This window comes from Pseudomonas sp. Pso3 (assembly GCF_055393275.1).
Window position 1 is genome coordinate 3294751 of sequence record NZ_AP043687.1, and the last position, 19688, is coordinate 3314438.

Consider the following 19688-nt stretch of genomic DNA (forward strand, 5'->3'; position numbering starts at 1 on the left):
TTAATAGACCTCTCCGAACAATACACCTAAACACGCAAAGGGCTTGAGCATGAACCATGAACAGATAAACGAGCTTATTAACAACTACCTCGCCTCTGGCGGCCTAGTGACCTCTTTCCCTTACGACACCACCAAAGAAACCAAGATGGTTAGCTTCCCCTTCTGCAAGGGCTATGTCTCCATTCTCTCTCCAGTGAACGATGCCAAGCGTTATAGGGAGCTAGTGATGGACCAAGAGAAACACAGGCTAACCATCTTAGCTCAAGCTCAGACAGGTTAGATATGACAGCACCAATTATTCATAGAGATCAGGCGCTAGGATTCAGATGCGGGGATGCCCCTAGAGAATACGTCATAGTGAATGATGCTATATACACTAACGGCAAAGACGTAGTTGACATAGACACTTCTCATGACAGCCAGTCAGATAAAATATCTAGACGTCATTTACGTTACATTGCAGCTAACAGAGAGAGCTATTATGCCCTCTACCATCTTAGCGTTAGCTTAGGTAGACCATGGCAGCAGGTGACATACCTAGCTAGGGAATACACCTTTGACAAAGTTAATAGCTTAATAGTGATCTAAGGCATCTGTAGCCCTAGGCTATGGAACGCCGTATGAACCTACCCCTACTCGCTTACTACCTCATGCAAGCCATTCAGCTAAGCCAAATGGTAGCAATGATGTATCTACACAAATACCAAGAATGCGTAGTGATAGCTAACGTCTTCACGTTTGGCGTAAGCCTCTACCTATTCCACACAAATACAAAATGGAAAGATAATGGACCAGAACACTAAACGGGGACGCCCCTCCAAGCTTCGCCTCTCTCAAGAACAAGAAGACAAGTACATCACCACCAAGAGTCATGTACGCCTAGCTAAAGAGCTGGGCTGTAAGCTTAGTGAACTGAAAGACTATGCAGCCGAGAATGGCTTAGATGAGGAGAGCCGCCTATACTGGCTTGATGTATCTATGGAAAGACTAAAGGAGAAGATTGATACAGCGGAGGAAGTCAGTGCCTCGGATGTCAATACACTAAAGTCTCTTCTACATCCGACTTACAGCAATAAGCCCGGCCGCCCCTCTGAGAAGAAAGCGTTCAAGCAAGGTATGGATGCTGCTGAAAAAGACAATGAGTTTTGGGTTAAGGAACTTGAGCGAGTGGCTAGGTTAAACGTGAAGTACCCTGCATAGGGATAGCTAAGGGCTCACGGAGAACGCTTTGTATAGAGCATTACAGGAGGTTATAGGGGCATATGCTTGTATAGGTGTGCCTCTTTCCTTTTCTCCAAGCAAATTGCGTCTAAACCCACTAGTAAAGTATCATTCTTTATTAGCTTTACTGTCTTTACTGGAGAGTACCAACCTCCGCTTACGCCTAACCTCAACTTCACGGATTGCATCGCCTACTTTCATAGTGAGAATACCTTTTTCAACACGAGCATCAGAACCTAAGTTTCTTGCCTTTATTGACTCAAGGGTCGCGTGCAGCTCTGATACATTTGCTTCTGACTCTTTTAGTCTACCTGATAAATCATTATTCAGCCGTTGCTGTGAAGCAATCTGCTCAAGAAGCTGAGCAAGATGCTGCTTTGCATCACCTTGATTTTTAAGCGATTCAGCTGCTATATCTAACTGCTCCCGCTGCCTCTCAATTTGATTCTTGTAACGCGTGATCTCCTCCTCAAAGTCGGCTGCAATCTTATTATTACTTCGCCTTAGCTCTCTTGCGTCCTCAATACTCAAAGGCGTGTCATCATCAATATTTTGCTGGAGCTTCTTAAGAGCTACTTGCTGCCTACGACTAAAAGAAAATACCCATCGAGCAGGCCATGGGTAGACGAATATCAAAATTATTGTAGTGGCTAGCGGATAGATAAAAGCCTCAAGCGCCTTATCCCAATAAGACGGATAGAGGTTAGCACTTATATAGGAAATTTTTTTATCTACGTCCATTGATGAAATAAGTACAAGAATGAACTTATAGTTCCAGCCACACCAAGCTATTAGGAAAGACCCCAAGAGAGGGCTTGAGACACGCTCATAGAGTTGAGCCTTGACGGTTTTGGATAGTTCTTCTAACACAGCCTGCCTCTTCCCTGAATCAATCTACTTTACTACAGCAACACAAGTATTTATTGCCACTGATAGCGAATAGCTACTGGCCAATGCATTGTCTATGCAGTCGTTATACTTTTTGTTGTACACCCTATCAGCGCCGTATAGGGCAACGAGAAGAAGAGATAGATAAGCAAGGTATTTGACGATCCCACTCGTACCGCTTTCAACATACTTCATAGCTGCGACATCCTTCCTAGACGTACCACCGCAAGCTATAGGCGTGACAGACCAGAGCGCTAGCTCTGTCTGATAGGCGCTTAGCCTATTGCCCTTAGCGGGTCCACTAACCATTGCTGGCTAGGGCGTTCTTCACAGGGGTTAAGCCGTCTGTGCCTGATAGGTCAGCTACCAGTAACCTGCCCTACTAACCAAGCCAGTAGGGTTATGCTGAGTAGTCTCCGCTCTACTCTAGCGGGCCTGTTTACAATCCACCGGCTCGGACTGCCTAACCTTCCCCTAGTCACTACACCATCTAAGGTTCGCCCATAGCGTACTCATCTAGCAGGGCGCTTCCAGCCCTCAGGCTGAGCACCTACGGTTTGCTGTCTCCAGCTAGGCCCGCTTGCCCAAGACAGCTTATAATCTAATATTACATGTGAGTCAAGACAGTAGATCGGAGAGGCCTAGTGGAGCCAGAAAGCTACAAATCGGCTATAGAACTGCTAAGCGCTTTAAAACAGGCTGGCTTGTTCGAGGCAAAGCAATACGATCCATGGGAAAAATGGATACCTGCCCTATCAAGCCTTGCATCAGTTACCGTAGGCGCAGTTGCGGCTTGGCTTCCTACTTACATCTCAACCTTGAGAAAGGAAAAGAAAGAAGCCGAGTCAATAGCGAATGCAATCAAAGCAGAAATCTCTGCATTCCTTGCCATAAATCGCGACTATCTATTTACCAAAATGTTCAGGCACAACATCGAAACGCTTAAGGAAGAAAACAAGCTAGGAAATGAGAGCGCTATGTTCAGCGATTATTATGGCGAAGCCGTAATTAACCACCACTTTGAGTACCCTCACAAGTACGACGAAGTTTATCAAAAGCACATAGAAAAGCTTGGGCTCTTAGAACCAAATCTAGCCAAAAATATAGTGCAATTTTACGCAACCATACCAGCATTCCAAAATTTCATTGGAAAGGATGGCGGGCTAATGAAGATTGGAACAATCAAAAGCTACAGAACCGCCTGCATTTTGAATGAGAGATTAATTATCAAGGGAGCCCTAATAACCCAGGAAGACCCAGAGGATTTTCTCTAGAAACTATTGATAGCTATTGCATAAGTACGTAAGCCCCCCTAGTCCCCCTGGGTGGGGGTGTGTAGGTAGGCGTAACTTTTCTAGCGGAGAGGACTATAAGCTCCTACAAGCGCGCATAAGACGCGATAGAGGGCTAGCCTATGGGTAGGTATAGAGCAAGGGTAGATCGTTGCGTATAGAGCGTTATAGGAAGGCACGTAGCTCAGGTGGGTTAGAGCCAACCTTGAGCGAAGCGAAGGGAGGGACGTTGCGAGGCTACGAGCAATGCCCTCCACCTTCACATGGTGGGGCAGATGCTAGGAGTGATGAGGGTTTGGCTAGGGTCGTTCACAGCTAGACCAGTGTGAATGCCTTTCTCTGGAGGCCAGAAACAACAAACCCCGGATCATTCACAGATTGCTGTGTGAACGCCGGGGTTATATTGTGAACGATCTCTGTGAGCCAAAGCCCTAGAGACCGCTCTGTAGCTGGTAGGCACGATTGGATTCGAACCAACGACCCCCACCATGTCAAGGTGGTGCTCTAACCAACTGAGCTACGTGCCTGCTGTGGGTGCGCATTCTACAGAGCGGGACTTTAGCGTCAAGCCCTTTTTTCAGCTAAACGCCTGAAAACGTGAAATTTTTTTTGAAGGCTAGGAAACCCGCCGGGCCGGACGCCGCGGATAGAGCAGGATTGAAAGCCAGAGGGCGAGGGTTTCCACCGTTATCGCCAGGGCCAAGCCCAGCCCTATCCCCCAGCCGATGGCTTCGGGGGTAAGCACCACCTGATAGCGATATTGCCGGAGGGTCTCGTCGCGCAGTTCGCTGTTGGGCCGTACCAGGATGCGCCAGGCCCGCTGGTACCAGGGACCCTGCAACGCCTGCCACTCTTCGTTGAACAGCGCATTACGGCGCAGCAGTACGCCGAGGCTGTCGGCGTCGCTGCGAAAGACCGGATCCTCGCTGGCCCGGTAATGCGCCAGCAAGCCGTCGAGATTGCCTTCGAAGTACTGCTGCGCGGTCCGCCTGAAACCGCTCAGGGCCTGATCGGATTCGAGGCGATGGGCATCCACGCGCTGCTCGTAGTCGAGCATGAAGCCGGGGATCTGCACCCCTACCAGCAAGGCCAGGGTGAACAACAGCAGACGAATATAACTGCGCAGCATCGTGAAGTGGCTTCCTGTCTAGACGCGGCCCTGGGAGACGATCTCGCCGTCCCACCAGAGATGCCATTCCCCGGGCTGATGCAGGGTCCAGACCTCGTCGGAGGTCAGCGGCTCGGTGGCGATGATGGTGACGACGTCGTTGGGCGTGGTCTCGGCCTTGAAGTCGATGTGGACTTCCGCATCGCGCAACTGGGCCGGACCGAAGGGGGCGCGGCGGGTGATATGGGCCAGCTTGTTGGTGCAGAAGCTGAACAGCCAGTCGCCGTCGCTGAGCAGGCAGTTGAAGACGCCCTTCTTGCGAAAGCCGTCGCAGGCATTCACCAGCTGCGGCAACAGCATCTCCACCGGGACGGGTTCGGGAAAGCGCTCGCGGACCTGGTCCAGCAGGCTGCAAAAGGCCGTCTCGCTGTCGGTATCGCCCACCGGCCGGTAGAAACGCGGCTCGGGATGGAAATCCTGCAGTTGGCCGTTATGGGCAAAGCTCCAATAGCGCCCGCCCAGTTCCCGCACGAAGGGGTGGGTATTGGCCAGATTGACCGACCCGACGTTGGCGTGGCGGATATGGCCGATCACCGTATGGCTCTTGATCGGGTAACCCTGGACCAGCTTGGCCACCTCGGAATCGGCGCCTGGCAGGGCATCCTTGAACAGGTGCAGGCCCCGGCCCTCGTAGAAGGCCACGCCCCAACCGTCCCGATGCGGACCGGTACGACCGCCCCGCTGCATGAGGCCCTGGAGACTAAAGACCAGATCCGTGGGCACGTTGGCACTCATGCCCAGCAATTCGCACATGTCCGTCCCTCCGGGGTGGCTGCCTGGTTCAACGGCGGCTGCAGCCGCTGCCCTTCGCAATCATGCTGAAGGGGTCACGTCCTGGGCGCAAGCCTGGATTACAGACGGGGTTCGACGCGCTCGCCGCGACCCCGGGGTTCGCGGCGTTCGACCGGGGCTGCCGGGGTCCTTGGGGCCACCGGCGATTCCGGTTGCGGATCATCCGTCGGCCCTTCGGCGACGACCGGCGCGGGACGCGGATGGGAGCGGCGGTACAGCCAGCGACAGAGGACGAAGATCAGGTAGAGCACCACGCCGATGGTGCCGGCCGCCGCCAGGTTGGCCACCGCCGACCAGGCACTGTTACCCACCTTGAACACCAGGTCCAGCACCGTCACGGCGATGGCCGGGGCATAGAGGCCATGCTCGGCATCCACCAGGGCCGGCGTCACCAGCAGCACGGCCACCACCAGCCGGATGGGTTCGCGCAGCCAGCGCCAGAGCCAGCCGGTGGCCTTGAAAGACACCACCAACAGCAGCAGCGCGGCGATGGCGTAGACGGCCCAGGCGATCAGGTACTCTTGCTCGGTCATTGCGATCCATGGCGATAGCGGAAAGGAGAAGCCTATGATAGCGGTTTTGCCCCGCCCGCGTGTCTTTGCGCGGCGCCCAAGGAGCCCGCATGACCCAAGCCCCCATTGCCCGCCGCGCCCCTGGCGACGATCCCTACGTCTGGCTGGAAAACCGTGACGCCCCCGAGGTGCTGGCGCACCTGGAGGCCGAGAACGCCTACCTGGAAGCCCAACTGGCCCCCGAGGCCGCCCTGCGCGAGCAGCTGTTCGAGGAGATCCGCGCGCGCATTCGCGAGACGGACCTGTCCCTGCCCGTTCCCCGCGGCGACTATCTCTACTATCAGCGCACCCAGGCCGGTGACGAATACGGCCGCAACTATCGCTGCCGCCGCCCGTCCAACGGCGATCTGACGCCCGATCCGGCGACCGAAGAGCTGCTGTTCGACGGCAACGCCATCGCCGACGGCGGCTTTCTCTCCATCGGTCGCTTCACCATCAGCCCGGACCAGACCCGCCTTGCCTACAGCCTCGATCAGGTGGGCGATGAAACCTACCGGCTCTATGTAAAGGAGCTGGCCACCGGCCTGGTAACCGAACTGCCCTTCGAGGAATGCGACGGCAGCCTGACCTGGGCCAACGACAGCCGCACCCTGTTCTTTGGCGAGCGCGACGAATCCCATCGTCCGCACAAGCTCTATCGCTATCACCTGGGCGATGCCGAGCCGCAACTGGTTTTTCACGAGACCGATGGGCGCTTCTTTCTCGGCTGCTATCGTTCGAGCTCAGAGCGCAAGCTGCTGTTGCTGTCCCACAGCAAGACCACCAGCGAAGCCTGGGTGCTGGACGCGGACCGGCCGGACGAGGCCTTCGTCTGCCTGGCGCCACGCGAGGAAGGTCACGAGTACTTTCCCGATCATGGCGTCGATGGCTGGTACATCCGCAGCAACCAGGACGGCATCAACTTCGCCCTCTACCAGGCCGCCGAGAGCAGTCCCACCCGCGCGCACTGGCAACTGCTGGTGCCCCACGACCCCGAGGTGATGCTGGAGGATGCCAGCCTTGGCGCCCACGCCCTGGTGCTCAGCCTGCGTACCGCCGGACTGCCGATTCTGGAGGTCCGCCCCTATGGCCAGGCACCCTATCGCGTCGACCTGCCGGACGAGGTCTACAGCCTGGATGCCATGGACGTGCTGGAATTCGCCAGTCCGGTCATGCGCCTGCGCTACGAGGCGCTCAATCGCCCCGCCGAGATCCGCGAACTGGAGCTGGCCAGCGGCACCCAGCGGGTGCTCAAGCAGGTCCCGGTGGAAGGCCCGTTCGACGCCGACGCCTACGAGAGCCGCCGCCTGTGGGCCACCGCCGCCGATGGCACCCACATCCCCATCAGCCTGGTCGGTCGTCGCGACCTGCCGCAGAGCGCGCCGCTGTACCTCTATGGTTACGGCGCCTATGGCCACAGCCTCGATCCCTGGTTCTCCCACGCCCGCCTGAGCCTGCTGGATCGCGGCGTGCGCTTCGCCATCGCCCATGTCCGCGGCGGCGGCGAACTGGGTGAAGCCTGGTATCGCAGCGGCAAGCTGGAACACAAGCAGAACACCTTCGACGACTTCATCGCCTGCACCGAGCATCTCTTGGAACAGGGCCTGACGACGCCGCAACAGGTGGTCATCAGCGGCGGCAGCGCCGGGGGTCTGCTGATCGGCGCGGTCGTCAACCAGCGGCCCGAGCTCTATGCCGCCGCCATCGCCGAGGTTCCTTTCGTCGATGTGCTCAACACCATGCTCAAGCCGGATCTGCCGCTGACCGTGACCGAGTACGACGAATGGGGCGATCCGAACGAGCCTGAGGTGCGCGCGCGCATCGCCGGCTACGCGCCCTATGAAAACGTGAAGGCCCAGGCCTATCCGGCCATCCTCGCGGTGGCGGGCTATCACGACACTCGGGTGCAGTACTGGGAAGCCGCCAAGTGGGTGGCGCGGTTGCGCGAGCGGCGGACCGATCAGGCGCCCCTGCTCCTGCTCAAGACCGAATTCGGCGCCGGCCACGGCGGCATGAGCGGGCGTTATCAGGCCTTGCGCGACGTGGCCCTGGAATACGCCTTCGTCTTCCGGGTACTGGGCCTGACCGGCTAGGGAACGGCGGGGGCTCTGGGCAGGTCTTTTCCACAGCTAAAGGAGAATCTGCCATGCACCTAGATGCCCCCACTCCCCCTCTCGCTCCCCCGCCTCGCGACGCCGCTGCCATCAAGGGCGTCGAACGCCTGGCCTCCGTGGCTGGCGGTGGTCTGCTGATCAGCCGCGGCTTGGCGCGAGGCGGTCTGCTCGGCCTGCTGACCGGCGCCACCGGTGCCTGGCTGCTGAAACGTGGCCTGCGTGGTCACTGCTCGATCAAGCGCACCCTGACCAAGGTGCGTTTCGAGCGCGACGTCCGTCGCTCGCTGGCCTGGCATTCGGCGGCCTCCCAGACCCGCCGGGTCGTCATCGCCCGCCCCCGCGATGAGCTCTATCGCTTCTGGCGCGACTTCTCCAACCTGCCGATCTTCATGCGCCATATCGAACGCGTGGACGTGCTCAACGACCGCTATTCCCACTGGGTGGTCAAGGCGCCCATGGGGCGTTTCGAATGGGACGCCGAAGTCACCGACGACATCCCCAGCCAGTTGATCGGCTGGCGCTCGTGCGGGTACGCCGGCCTGAACAACCTGGGCTGGGTCAGCTTCGCCGACGTGCCCGGCGGCACCGAGGTGACGGCGGTCATGGCCTATGAGCCGCCGGCCGGTCGCCTCGGCCATCTGTTCGCCCGACTGCTGCGCCGCGACCCTGGCACCCGCATCGCCCAGGACCTGGCCGAGCTGAAGGTGCTGCTGGAGCGCGCCCATGCGGTCGGCGATCGCTATGGCGCCGTCGAGCGCACCTCGCACATGGAGTCGCCGCTGGGCTGACCTCCGGCTGTGCCGCGGCGTCTCCCTCGGGGACGCCGCCACCCTCCTTCCTGGCCATTGATTCCATCCTGGCTTATCTCCCAACGACCCCAAATCCCGCTTTGCGACACTTCGGTGACAACCGGCGTGCCGCCGCTTGCGACGCCTGGAAGGCCGATGTTAGCTTTCGAACAACGGAGCGATTAATGACAGCTCGATAACATCGCAGGCCAGCCGGTTTGACCAAGCCACTCTTCTTCCAAGCCCTCGAAGGCGCCTTCGCCGACCTCACCCCCACCGGCAAACGCGTCGCGGGCTATCTGTTGGCCAACCCGGAGAAGTTGCCCTTCGAGACCGCCGACAGCATCGCCCAGCGCACCAACACCACCGGCATCTCCGTGGGTCGGCTGCTGCGCTCGCTGGGCTATCGCAACCTCGACGAGGTCAAGCAGAGCCTGAGAGACGAAGGCCTGGAAGCCTGGCGCATCACCGACCGCTTCAGTGCCTTTCGCCAGCAGAGCGGACGCAGCGATGCGCTGGACCGCTCCCTGGCCGCCGAGCTCGCCGCCATCGAGGACGTCTACCAGCTGGCCCGCGGCCCGGTATTCGAACAGGTGGTCCGGCAGCTGACCGGCGCGGACGCGGTGTTCATCGCCGGTATCCAGACCACCCGCGGGGTGCTCGGCAGTTTTCACAGCCTGCTTGAATACATCCGGCCCAAGGCCTTCTACGTCGATGGCCTGTCGGGCACCTACGCCGACATCTTCAACAGTGGCTTCGCCCAGCCCTACCTGGTGGTAGCCGACTTTCGCGCCTATTCGAGTGTTGCTCGCAAGCTGTGCGAAGCCGCACGCGATGCCAGGCTGCCCATGGCGCTGATCACCGACTACCACTGTCCCTGGGCGCGGGACTATCCCGCCGACCTGCTGCAGCTGCGCCCGGAGGTCGACCAGTTCTGGGAGTCACCAGCGCCTCTCGCCTGCCTGCTCAACCTGCTGGTGTCAGCTGTGGCGGATCGCTCCGGCGATGCCCTGGAACAACGGGTGGCCAGCAACCGCGCCCTGCAGCAGCGCTTCGGGCAATTCGAATGAGCCCCGACACCCCTCTTTATTCCAAGGAAGCTCCCCGTACCGTGAACCATCCAGAACTCGTCGAGATCGACGCCCACCGCTACGGCGTGGACATCCACCTGGTCTATGCGACCGCCGACAACCTGGCCGGCAAGGTGCTCTACCAGGACGCCCACTGCCTGCTGCACCGGGATGCCGCCGCCCGCCTGCACCGCGCCAGCGCGCTGGCGCAACAGGCCGGTCTGCGCCTGCAGGTACTGGATGCCTACCGCCCGCCCTATGCCCAGCAACTGCTGTGGCGGGTGCTGCCCGACGCCCAGTACGTGAGCGATCCGGCGCAGGGTTCGCACCATAGCCGCGGCGTGGCCGTGGACGTGACCCTGCTCGACGAGGCCGGCGAGCCGCTGGACATGGGGACCGGCTTCGACGACATGCGTGAGCTGTCGCACCTGTTCAATCCGGCGCTGCCCGCCGCGGCCCAGCGCAACCGCCTGCTGCTGCTCGGCATCATGCAGAGCGCCGGCTTCACCTTCATCCCCAGCGAGTGGTGGCACTTCGAATTGCCCGATGCCCGGCGCTATGCGCTGATCGACTATCACCATCTCAGCCCGGAGGAGCTCGCCGCCCTGCTGAACTGATCCTGCCGGTGACCGGGTCATTCGAATCCGGCGCCGCGAGCCCTTCGCTCGACCACCTTGCCCACTGCCGAAACACCCATAAACCCAAACAATCCGAGGTACCGGCATGTTCTCGTCTTCGCGCACCTGCGTTTCATCGGCGTCCCGCGTGCTCGCCCTGGTTTCCCTGCTGGGCCTCGGCGCCTGGCAACCGGCCAGTGCCGCCACCGCGACCGACACCCTGGTCATCGGCAAGCCTGCGGATCTGCAGACCGTCGACCCGGGTGTGACCTTCGACAACAACGACTGGACCGTGACCTACCCGGCCTACCAGCGCCTGATGCGCTACAAGGTGGAAGACGGCAAGGGCAGCACCGACGTCGAGGGCGACCTGGCCAGCGGCTGGACCGTCTCCCCCGACAACCTGGTGTGGACCTTTACCCTCAAGCCCGGCAACAAATTCGACGATGGCAGCGAGGTCACCGCCGAGGCGGTCAAGTTCTCGGTCGAGCGCCTGATGAAGCTCAAGCAGGGCCCGTCCAGCATCTTCCCGGCGGACATGACGGTGACCGTGGTGGATCCGCAGACGATCAGATTCACCCTGCAGAAGCCCTTCGCGCCCTTCCTCTTCGCCCTGGCCCACGACGGCGCCAGCGTGATCAACCCCAAGGTGGCCAGCACCCACGGTAAGGACGTGGACGCCTGGCTGGCCGGCCATACCGCCGGCTCCGGCGCCTATCGCCTGGCCGCCTGGCAGAAGGGCCAGTCGCTGACCCTGGAGCCCAACCCGCATTACGCCGGCAAGGCACCCACGCTCAAGCAGGTGGTGATCCGCATCATCGCCGAGCCTTCGGTACGCCGCCTGCAACTGGAACAGGGCGATCTGGACATCATCGAGGACCTGCCCGAAGACCAGGTCAAGGCCCTGGCGCAGAAGTCCGGTTTCGTCACCACCGCCTACCCCTCGCTGCGGGTGACCTACCTCTACCTCAACAACAGGCGCGCGCCCATGAACGATGTGAATGCGCGCAAGGCGGTGGTCAATTCCCTCGACTACCAGGGCATCGTCGAAGGCATCGCCATGGGCAAGGCCAAGCTCATGAACGGCCCGATCCCGGACGGCATGTGGGGGCATGACCCGAGTCTGCCAATGCCCAGGCAGGACCTGGAAGCGGCCCAGGCCGCCCTGGGCAAGGCGCCCAAGGTGCGGGAGCTGCAATTCCTCTACTCGGACAAGGACCCTGCCTGGGAGCCCATCGGCCTGACCCTGCAGGCCGGCCTGAGCACCCTCGGCGTCAACCTGAAGATGGAGAAGCTGGCCAACGCCACCTTCCGCGAACGCCTGGGCAAGGGCGATTTCGACGTCGCCATCGGTAATTGGAGTCCGGACTTCGCCGATCCCTACATGTTCATGAACTTCTGGTTCGACAGCACCAATGCGGGGCTGGCGGGCAACCGCGCCTTCTACAGCAATCCCAAGGTGGACCAGCTGCTGCGCGACGCCGCCAGCGTCAGCGACGTGGCCCAGCGCAAGGCGCTGTACCAGGAAGCCCAGAAGATCGTGGTGGGCGACGCCGCCTACGCCTACCTCTACCAGAAGGCCTACACGGTGCCGATGCGCGCCGCGGTGAAGGGGTACGTGTTCAACCCCATGCTCGAGCAGGTCTTCGATTTCGCTGCGATGTCCAAGTAAGGGCGACGGGTGCCGGCGCGTTCCGGCACCCGCCTCGCGAGGTATGCCATGGCCTTCTTCCATCTGCTGCGCAAGCAGCTGACCGATATCCTCATCGTGGTGATCGGGGTGTCCCTGATCACCTTCGTCATCTCCCACCTGATCCCGGGCGATCCGGCGCGGCTGATCGCCGGCGAGCGTGCCAGTGACGAAATCGTCGCCGGTATCCGTCAGCAGCTGGGTCTGGACCTGCCGCTCTACCAGCAATACTTCCGCTACATGGGGGACCTGCTGCAGGGCGATCTGGGCCAGTCGATCCGCACCCATCGGCCGGTGCTGGAAGACCTGCAGCTGTTCTTTCCGGCCACCCTGGAGCTGGCCCTGGCCGCGCTGCTGCTGTCGATCCTGATCGGTGTGCCGCTGGGCGTGCTCTCGGCGGTCTACAACAATCGCTGGATCGATCACATCAGCCGTACCCTGGCGGTGGCCGGCATCTCCACCCCGGCCTTCTGGCTGGGCCTGGGGCTGATCGTGCTGTTCTATGGGCACCTCGGCTGGCTGCCCGGCGGCGGGCGTCTGGACCAGGGGCTGACGCCACCGCCCACGGTGACCGGCTTCTATCTGATCGACACCCTGCTGGCGGGCGATCTCACCGGCTTCGTCAGCGCGGCCAGGCACCTGCTGCTGCCGGCGGTGACCCTGGCCTTCGTCAACCTGGGCGTCATCACCCGGCAGATCCGTGGCGCCATGCTCGAACAGCTGGGCGAGGACTATATCCGTACCGCCCGCGCCTATGGCCTGTCGCAGACCACCGTGGTGCTGCGCCACGCGCTGCCCAATGCCCTGATTCCCTCCATCACGGTAATCGGCCTGGCCCTGGGCGACCTGCTCTATGGCGCGGTGCTCACCGAGACCGTATTCGCATGGCCGGGCATGGGCGCCTATGTGGTCAAGTCGATCCAGGCGCTGGATTTCCCGGCGGTCATGGGCTTCGCCATCGTGGTGTCCTTCATCTACGTCCTGCTCAACCGCTTCATCGACCTGCTCTACCGGCTGGTCGATCCCCGCATCGGCAAGGTGAACTAGCATGACGACCCTGACCGCCTCGCGCCCCGGCTGGCGCGAGCAGACCGCCTGGCTGGCCTGGCGCATTCGCCGCAATCCGCTGATGCTCACGGGGCTGGTGATCACCCTGCTGGTGCTGCTGTGCATGGTCGCCGCGCCCTGGCTCGCGCCCTATCAGCCCAACGCGCTGAAACTCACCGCCCGCCTGCAGCCACCCAGTGCCCTGCACTGGTTCGGCACTGACGAGGTGGGTCGCGACCTGCTCAGCCGGGTGATCTACGGCAGCCGCCAGTCGGTGGGCGTCGGCCTGTTCGTGGCCTTTGCCGCCTGCGCCATCGGCGGGCTGCTCGGTTGCCTGTCGGGCATCGTCGGCGGCGCCTTCGATCGCCTGATGATGCGCCTGATGGACATCATCCTCTCGGTGCCTTCGCTGGTGCTGATCATGGCCCTGGCCGCCGCCCTCGGGCCGAGCCTGTTCAACGCCATGCTGGCCATCACCCTGGTGCGCATCCCCTTCTATGTGCGCCTGGCGCGCGGCCAGACCCTGAGCATCCGCCAGCTGGCCTACGTCCAGGCGGCGCGCACCTTTGGCGCCGGCAAGTGGCACCTGGTGCACTGGCACGTGGCGCGCAACGCCCTGCCGCCGCTGCTGGTGCAATTCAGCCTGGACATCGGCAACGCCATCCTCATGGCCTCGGCGCTGGGCTTCATCGGCCTGGGTGCCCAGCCGCCCACCGCGGAATGGGGCGTGATGGTCGCCAGCGGCCGCAACTTCATCCTCGACCAGTGGTGGTACTCGACCTTCCCGGGCCTGGCGATCCTGGTCACCGCCATCGGTTTCAACCTGCTGGGCGATGGCATCCGCGATCTGCTCGATCCTCGCCAAAAGGGCAAATGACATGGGCCAGCCCGTTCTGCACATCGACCAGTTGAATCTGGAATTTCCCGGCTTTCGCAGCAGCGCCAAGGCGCTTAACGGCGTCAGCCTGAGTGTGGCCCCCGGCGAGATCGTCGGCGTGGTGGGCGAGTCCGGCTCGGGCAAGTCGGTCACCGCCATGCTCACCCTTGGCCTGTTGCCCCCCGGCAGCTACCGGGTCACCGGCGGCAGCGTCAACCTGGTGGGCCACGACATGCTCGCCTTGAGCGAGCGCCAGCTGATGGAAGTTCGCGGCCGCGAGGCGGCGATGATCTTCCAGGAGCCGATGACCGCGCTCAATCCGACGCGACGCATCGGTCGCCAGCTGCTGGACGTGATCCGTCGCCATACCGCGCTGGATGCCGCCCAGGCCCGCGCCAGGGCGATCGAGTTGCTCAAGGACATGCACATCGCCGATCCCGAGCAGATCCTCGAACGCTATCCCTTCGAACTGTCCGGCGGCATGCGCCAGCGCATCATGATCGCCCTGGCCTTCTCCTGCGATCCGCAGCTGCTGATCGCCGATGAGCCGACCACCGCGCTGGACGTCACGGTGCAGCGCCAGGTGCTGCTCCTGCTGCGCGAGAAGGCGCGGGCGCGGGGCACCGCCATCCTGCTGATCACCCACGACATGGCGCTGGTCTCGCAATTCTGCGACCGCGTCTATGTGATGTACGCCGGCGGCATCGTCGAACAGGGAGCCACCGCGGCGGTCATGCAGGCCCCCCGGCATCCCTATACCCAAGGCCTACTGGCCTGCCTGCCGGAAAAGGCGGTGCCGGGCAGCGATCTGGCCAGCATCCCCGGACAGGTGCCCAACCTGGCCCAGCTGCCTGGTGGCTGCAGCTTCAAGGAGCGTTGCAGCCGGCGCCATGAGCGCTGCGAGACACGCCCCGCGCTGCTGCCGACGGACACCCCCGATCACCTGAGCGCCTGCTGGCTGCAGGCGGAGGACGCCCCGGCATGAACACCCTTTCTCCGCCCGCCGTACCCTTGCTGGAGCTCAAGGGCATCGAGGTTCGCTATCCGGTGGGCCGCGACTGGCTCGGGCGCAACAAGGGCCAGGCCCATGCCCTCAACGGCATCGACCTGCGGCTCTTTCCCGGCGAAACGCTGGGCGTGCTCGGTGAATCCGGCTGCGGCAAGAGCACCCTGGCCCAGGTCCTGATGGGGCTGGTGGCGCCGGTGAGCGGCACCCTCGCCGGCGCCGCCCGTGGCGAACGCAACATCCAGATCGTCTTCCAGGACCCGCAGTCCTCGCTGGACCCGCGCCTGCCGGTATGGAAGCTGATCACCGAACCGCTGGTGGTGCGGGGTCGCAGCTCCTCTGCCGAATTGCGCGCCCTGGCCGAGCGCCTGGCGCTGCAGGTCGGTATCCGTCCCGAATACCTGGATCGCTACCCGCACCAGTTCTCCGGCGGTCAGCGCCAGCGCATCGCCATCGCCCGGGCGCTGTCGTCGGATCCGGACGTCATCATCCTCGACGAACCCACCTCGGCGCTGGACATCTCGGTGCAGGCACAGATCCTCAACCTGCTGGCCCAGCTGCAGCGCGAGCGCGGCCTGACCTTCGTGCTGATCTCCCACAACGTCTCGGTGGTGCGCCACCTGGCCGACCGGGTAGCGGTGATGTACCTGGGGCAGATCGTCGAACTGGGGGCGGCGGCTGAGGTGCTGGAACACCCGAGTCATCCCTATACCCGGCTCTTGCTGGAGGCGGTGCCGCGCCTGGATCAGCCGCTCACCGGCGATGCCGCCGCGCAGCGTACCGAGTTGCCGGGCAACCGGGTGCTGCCGAGCGGCTGCTTCTTTCGGGATCGCTGTCCCCAGGCGGGTACCGGTTGCGAGCACCCTCAGGCGCTGTTGCCAGGCAGGTTGGCGGAGGTCCGCTGCCATCGGGTGGCGGGTCTTACGACGCCGCTACGGAACAGCCCGGCGGTGGTCTGCGGCCGGGATCAGCCCGCGCGAAAGATCAGATAGTCTTCCCAGTCGTCTTCGGCGACCTGGGTCTCGCTCAGCATGCGGCCGGACTGGGAGATGCCGGCCTTGTGCACCGCCTCGGGGTCGTCGCAGATCAGCGGGTGCCATTCCGGCAGGTCCTTGCCCTCGGCCACCAGGCGATAGCCGCAGGTGGGCGGCAGCCAGGCGAACTGGTCGGCCTGGGCGGGAGTGAGCTGGATGCAGTCGGGGACGAAGCGGGTGCGCTCGGCGTAGCGGCTGCACTGGCAGGTCTTGAGATCCAGCAGCTTGCAGGCGATGCGCGTGTAGTAGACGGCGCCATCGTCCTCGTCTTCGAGTTTCTGCAGGCAGCACAGGCCACAGCCGTCGCACAGCGACTCCCACTCCTGGGCATCGAGCTGGTCGAGGGTCTTGCGCTTCCAGAACGGCTGGGTGATGGCGGCCATGGCGGGGATCGTGGCAAAGAGAGGGGGCGCGCAGTCTAGTGCCGCACGCCGCGAGCGCCAAGCACCGTTCGCGCCCTTGTCGACTCCGCCCGGCCGGATTACCGTGCCGGATTCCCTTTCCTCCGTGGTGAAGCCATGACCAGCACCAGCCGTACTCCGCAATACCCCGTCGACGCGCAATTCGTGCAGCGCTGGTCGCCGCGCGCCTTCGAACCGGTCGCCATCGAGGAAGAGACGCTGCTCGGCTTCATCGAGGCCGCGCGCTGGGCGCCCTCCGCCTTCAATGCCCAGCCCTGGCGCTTTCTCTATGCACGGCGCGGCGATGCCCACTGGGAGCTGTTCCTGAGTCTGCTGGCCGAATTCAATCGTGGCTGGGCGCAACACGCCTCGGCCCTGGTGATCATCCTGTCGAAGACCACCCTGCTGCGCGCCAGCAGCGGTGAGGAGGTCCCCTTCCCCAGCCACAGTTTCGATGCAGGTGCGGCCTGGGCCTACCTCGCGCTGCAGGCGACCAATGCCGGCTGGCACGCCCACGGCATGGCCGGGATCGACCGCGAAGGCATCCAGCGCGAACTCAAGGTGCCGGCGGCGTTCAAGGTCGAGCTGGCGGTGGCCATTGGCAAGCTGGGCGACAAGGCCAGCCTGCCGGAGTCCCTGCAGGGGCGCGAGCTGCCCAGCCCACGCCTGACCGTCGAGGAGCTGGCGGTGGCCGGCCCCTATACCTTCGGCTGAGCGGCAAGCTCGACGGCGCCGCGCAGGGGCTGCCCCTGTTGCAGGCGCTGGAGATTGTCGAGGAACAACCGGACGGCCGCCGCCGGTGGCGTGGGTCCGGCGACATGGGCGGTGAGGTGCAGATTGGGCGTCTGCCAGAAGGGATGCTCGATCGGCAGCGGCTCCTGACGGAACACGTCCAGTACCACCCCGGCCAGGTGGCCGCTTTCCAGTGCGGCGATCAGATCGGCGTCCACCACGCTGGTGCCGCGTCCGGCATTGATGAACAATGCACCGGCAGGCAAGGCGGCGAAGAAGGCCGCGTCGTAGAGATCGCGGGTGCTGGCGCTGTCCGGCAGCAGATTGACCACGAAGTCCGCCTCCCCCGCCGCCTGGTGCAGCTCCGAGAGCGGCACCACCCGCGCAAAGCCGGGCAGGGTTCGCGCACTACGGGCGACGCCGGTGAGGCTCATGCCGAACGGCGCGAGCAGGCGGGCGATGTCCTGGCCGATGTCCCCTGCCCCGACCAGCAACAGGCGCCGCCCGGCGAGGGTGCCTGGCGCCCGGGTATCCCAGCGTCCTTCCCGCTGACTGAGCTGACGCGTCGCCACCTGGCGCTCATGCTGCAGCAGATAGGTCAAGACGTATTCGCCGATGCTCTGGCCGAACAGACCCACCGCCCGGCTGAAGCGATAGTCGCATGGCAGCTCCGCGGCCAGCAGCGGCGCATAGCCGGCCCAGGTGGATTGCAGCCAGAGCGGCTTGACGCCCTGGCGCAGCAGGGCCGCGGCGCGATCGGGTTGGCCGAGCCAGTAGCACGGCTGCTGCGCCAGACGCACGGCCGCGGCCGGGTCCGCCGGCACCTGCAGGTCCAGCTCCGGCGTCAGCTGGCGCCAGGCATCGACATAGCCGGCCGGCGCGTCTTCCAGCAGCAGGACGGCGGTCATAGCGGATCGTTGAGACGCAGCAGTTCTTCGGGCAGGTGCTCGATATAGTCGTCGCGCTCCAGCTCCGGCGGCGGCATCTGCAGGTGGTAGCCCTGCTTGGCGATGTTCTCGAGGACCTTGGCGACGTCTTCTCGCGCCAGTTTGCGCTCGGGGGTCAGCACGAATTCGAAGGCCAGAGCCGGCGGGCCGAAGGCCGTGAGCAGGCCTTCGGGGACAGGTGTCAGGCCCTTGAGCTTGTCGACATACAGGTACATTTCCGGCTTGCGCGGGCTTCGGTAGATGGAGCACAGCAATTTCATGGGGTGTCTTCCAGGGGCGCCGGCGGGGTGCGCTGCGCCTGCAGGTGATCGAGAAGGGCCTGGCCGAAGCGCTCGCGACGCCAGCCCCGCAGGTTGTCGGGCAACTGATAGTCGCCATCGGGCCAACCGGTGCGCAGCAGGGCTTCGAGCACCTTCTTGCGCAGCATCAGTTCCGGCGCCATGCCCAGGGCCTCGGCATCCCGTTCGCCGATGGCGCGCAAGGCCTTGAGCAACGGCGACGCCTCATGGGGCAAGGGCTCGGACTGCAGCGCCGGCCATTGCTCTGCCGGGGTGGCCGCGCCTTCGGCGATCAGCGCCAGCAGGGTATCGCCATCCTGGCGCACGGTACGCGGATGCATGTCGTCGATGCGCGCCAGGGCCTGCTTGTCGGTCGGCTGGAAACGCGCCAGCGGCCACAGCGAGCGTTCACGCAGGACATGGTTGCGCGGCTGGTCGCGTTCGCGGGCCTGGACCTCGCGCCAGTGGCAAAGCACCCGCAGTACCGCCAGTTGCTGACGCGACAGGCGCCAGGCCAGCTTGACGTCGCGATAGGCTTCCCAGGGATCGCTGACGCGGCGCAGATTGGCCACCAGTTCGGCGCCATCCTCCAGCAGCCAGGCCCGCCGCTGGTCATCCAGCCGCGCATCGAGATAGAGGTAGACGTCGACCAGATAGGTCACGTCGGCCGCCGCATAACGCTCCTGCAGCGGCGTCAGGGGGCGTTGCAGCCAGTCGGAGCGGGTCTCGTCCTTGGGGATGTCGATCTTGAGCACTTCGGCGACCAGCCGCGAATAGCCCATGGAATGGGCCAGGCCCAGATAGGCCGCCGCCAACTGGGTGTCGTACAGCGGCTGGGGCAGGCTGCCGGTCAGGCGCAGCAACACTTCCAGGTCTTCGCTGCAGGCGTGCAGCACCTTGACCACGGCCGGGTCCTCCAGCAGCGCGGCGAAGGGTGTCCAGTCGCCGATGCACAGGGGATCGACCAGGTAGGCCTGTTCGCCGTCGCCGATCTGGATCAGGCCGGCCTTGGGATAGAAGGTGTCGACCCGCATGAATTCGGTGTCGAGGGCGATGAAGGGCAAGGTCTGGCAGCGCGCGCAGAGGGCGGCCAGCGCCGCGTCGTCGCGGATCCAGTGAGGGGCAGAAGTCAAGGGCGCACTCCGAACAGATGAGCCGACAGTATAAGCCACCCT

General features: G+C 62.9%; 21 protein-coding genes and 1 tRNA gene. 13 read left to right on the forward strand and 9 right to left on the reverse strand.

The window, feature by feature from the left end; translation table 11 throughout:
• Positions 1-49 precede the first annotated feature (49 nt).
• Both ACZ5R1_RS15595 and ACZ5R1_RS15600 read left to right on the forward strand, forming a co-directional pair.
• The gene (locus tag ACZ5R1_RS15595; protein ID WP_464712519.1) at positions 50-280 is read left to right on the forward strand and encodes a hypothetical protein; all 231 of its coding nucleotides are present in this window, start codon (positions 50-52) and stop codon (positions 278-280) included.
• A 506-nt stretch (positions 281-786) separates the two neighbouring features.
• Entirely contained in the window at positions 787-1200 is a 414-nt protein-coding gene (locus ACZ5R1_RS15600; protein WP_464712521.1) for a hypothetical protein, read from the forward strand.
• Between the two features lie 129 nt (positions 1201-1329).
• Here ACZ5R1_RS15600 and ACZ5R1_RS15605 read toward each other — a convergent pair whose 3' ends face one another.
• The gene (locus ACZ5R1_RS15605) at positions 1330-2091 is read right to left on the reverse strand and encodes a hypothetical protein (protein ID WP_464712522.1); all 762 of its coding nucleotides are present in this window, start codon (positions 2089-2091) and stop codon (positions 1330-1332) included.
• A 662-nt stretch (positions 2092-2753) separates the two neighbouring features.
• On the opposite strand from ACZ5R1_RS15605, the gene ACZ5R1_RS15610 reads away from it, so the two are divergent.
• On the forward strand, positions 2754-3383 hold the full coding sequence (locus ACZ5R1_RS15610; protein ID WP_464712523.1) for a hypothetical protein: 630 nt from the start codon (positions 2754-2756) through the stop codon (positions 3381-3383).
• 468 nt (positions 3384-3851) lie between these two features.
• Here ACZ5R1_RS15610 and ACZ5R1_RS15615 read toward each other — a convergent pair.
• The 4 genes from ACZ5R1_RS15615 to ACZ5R1_RS15630 form a co-directional block, all read right to left on the reverse strand.
• Positions 3852-3928 (reverse strand) — tRNA-Val (locus ACZ5R1_RS15615).
• Positions 3929-4017: 89 nt separating this feature from the next.
• The gene (locus ACZ5R1_RS15620; protein ID WP_288406688.1) at positions 4018-4530 is read right to left on the reverse strand and encodes a DUF2937 family protein; all 513 of its coding nucleotides are present in this window, start codon (positions 4528-4530) and stop codon (positions 4018-4020) included.
• Between the two features lie 18 nt (positions 4531-4548).
• A complete protein-coding gene (locus ACZ5R1_RS15625; RefSeq protein WP_042135826.1) occupies positions 4549-5322 on the reverse strand; it encodes a class II glutamine amidotransferase in 774 nt (257 codons plus the stop codon).
• 98 nt (positions 5323-5420) lie between these two features.
• Positions 5421-5894, reverse strand: a complete 474-nt coding sequence (locus tag ACZ5R1_RS15630) for a hypothetical protein (RefSeq protein WP_042135828.1) — start codon at positions 5892-5894, stop codon at positions 5421-5423.
• A gap of 89 nt (positions 5895-5983) precedes the next feature.
• Here ACZ5R1_RS15630 and ACZ5R1_RS15635 point away from each other — a divergent pair, with 89 nt between their 5' ends.
• The 9 genes from ACZ5R1_RS15635 (at position 5984) to ACZ5R1_RS15675 (ending at position 16113) form a co-directional block, all read left to right on the forward strand.
• The gene (locus ACZ5R1_RS15635) at positions 5984-8005 is read left to right on the forward strand and encodes a S9 family peptidase (protein ID WP_042135830.1); all 2022 of its coding nucleotides are present in this window, start codon (positions 5984-5986) and stop codon (positions 8003-8005) included.
• A 53-nt stretch (positions 8006-8058) separates the two neighbouring features.
• Complete coding sequence (locus tag ACZ5R1_RS15640) at positions 8059-8814, forward strand: SRPBCC family protein (RefSeq protein ID WP_464712524.1); 756 nt, start codon at positions 8059-8061, stop codon at positions 8812-8814.
• Positions 8815-9032: 218 nt separating this feature from the next.
• Positions 9033-9884 (forward strand): MurR/RpiR family transcriptional regulator, encoded by an 852-nt coding sequence (locus ACZ5R1_RS15645; protein WP_042135834.1) that lies wholly within the window; start codon positions 9033-9035, stop codon positions 9882-9884.
• A gap of 41 nt (positions 9885-9925) precedes the next feature.
• Positions 9926-10501, forward strand: coding sequence for a D-alanyl-D-alanine dipeptidase (gene ddpX / locus ACZ5R1_RS15650; protein WP_042135836.1), 576 nt, complete (start codon positions 9926-9928; stop codon positions 10499-10501).
• Positions 10502-10607: 106 nt separating this feature from the next.
• A complete protein-coding gene (locus ACZ5R1_RS15655; RefSeq protein ID WP_464712525.1) occupies positions 10608-12173 on the forward strand; it encodes an ABC transporter substrate-binding protein in 1566 nt (521 codons plus the stop codon).
• Between the two features lie 48 nt (positions 12174-12221).
• Positions 12222-13238, forward strand: a complete 1017-nt coding sequence (locus tag ACZ5R1_RS15660; protein ID WP_068385385.1) for an ABC transporter permease — start codon at positions 12222-12224, stop codon at positions 13236-13238.
• Position 13239: 1 nt separating this feature from the next.
• A complete protein-coding gene (ddpC, locus tag ACZ5R1_RS15665; RefSeq protein ID WP_074584400.1) occupies positions 13240-14115 on the forward strand; it encodes a D,D-dipeptide ABC transporter permease in 876 nt (291 codons plus the stop codon).
• Position 14116: 1 nt separating this feature from the next.
• Positions 14117-15100 (forward strand): ABC transporter ATP-binding protein, encoded by a 984-nt coding sequence (locus ACZ5R1_RS15670; RefSeq protein ID WP_044342414.1) that lies wholly within the window; start codon positions 14117-14119, stop codon positions 15098-15100.
• Positions 15097-16113 (forward strand): oligopeptide/dipeptide ABC transporter ATP-binding protein, encoded by a 1017-nt coding sequence (locus ACZ5R1_RS15675; RefSeq protein WP_464712526.1) that lies wholly within the window; start codon positions 15097-15099, stop codon positions 16111-16113. The genes ACZ5R1_RS15670 and ACZ5R1_RS15675 overlap by 4 nt, the downstream gene beginning before the upstream one ends.
• Here ACZ5R1_RS15675 and ACZ5R1_RS15680 read toward each other — a convergent pair.
• Positions 16089-16538 carry a YcgN family cysteine cluster protein gene (locus ACZ5R1_RS15680; protein ID WP_007159211.1) on the reverse strand — a complete coding sequence of 150 codons (450 nt, stop codon included), beginning with the start codon at positions 16536-16538 and terminating at the stop codon, positions 16089-16091. The genes ACZ5R1_RS15675 and ACZ5R1_RS15680 overlap by 25 nt on opposite strands.
• 135 nt (positions 16539-16673) lie before the next feature.
• Between ACZ5R1_RS15680 and ACZ5R1_RS15685 the strand changes: the two genes are divergently transcribed.
• Positions 16674-17270, forward strand: a complete 597-nt coding sequence (locus ACZ5R1_RS15685) for a nitroreductase family protein (protein ID WP_027596916.1) — start codon at positions 16674-16676, stop codon at positions 17268-17270.
• On the opposite strand, the gene ACZ5R1_RS15690 is transcribed toward ACZ5R1_RS15685, so the two are convergent.
• The 3 genes from ACZ5R1_RS15690 to rnd are packed head-to-tail and all read right to left on the reverse strand — an operon-like array spanning position 17255 to position 19646.
• Positions 17255-18196, reverse strand: coding sequence for a D-2-hydroxyacid dehydrogenase (locus tag ACZ5R1_RS15690; RefSeq protein ID WP_464712527.1), 942 nt, complete (start codon positions 18194-18196; stop codon positions 17255-17257). The genes ACZ5R1_RS15685 and ACZ5R1_RS15690 overlap by 16 nt on opposite strands.
• Positions 18193-18495, reverse strand: a complete 303-nt coding sequence (locus ACZ5R1_RS15695) for a YcgL domain-containing protein (RefSeq protein ID WP_027596918.1) — start codon at positions 18493-18495, stop codon at positions 18193-18195. The genes ACZ5R1_RS15690 and ACZ5R1_RS15695 overlap by 4 nt, the downstream gene beginning before the upstream one ends.
• A complete protein-coding gene (gene rnd / locus ACZ5R1_RS15700) occupies positions 18492-19646 on the reverse strand; it encodes a ribonuclease D (RefSeq protein ID WP_027596919.1) in 1155 nt (384 codons plus the stop codon). The genes ACZ5R1_RS15695 and rnd overlap by 4 nt, the downstream gene beginning before the upstream one ends.
• Between the last annotated feature and the right edge of the window lie 42 nt (positions 19647-19688).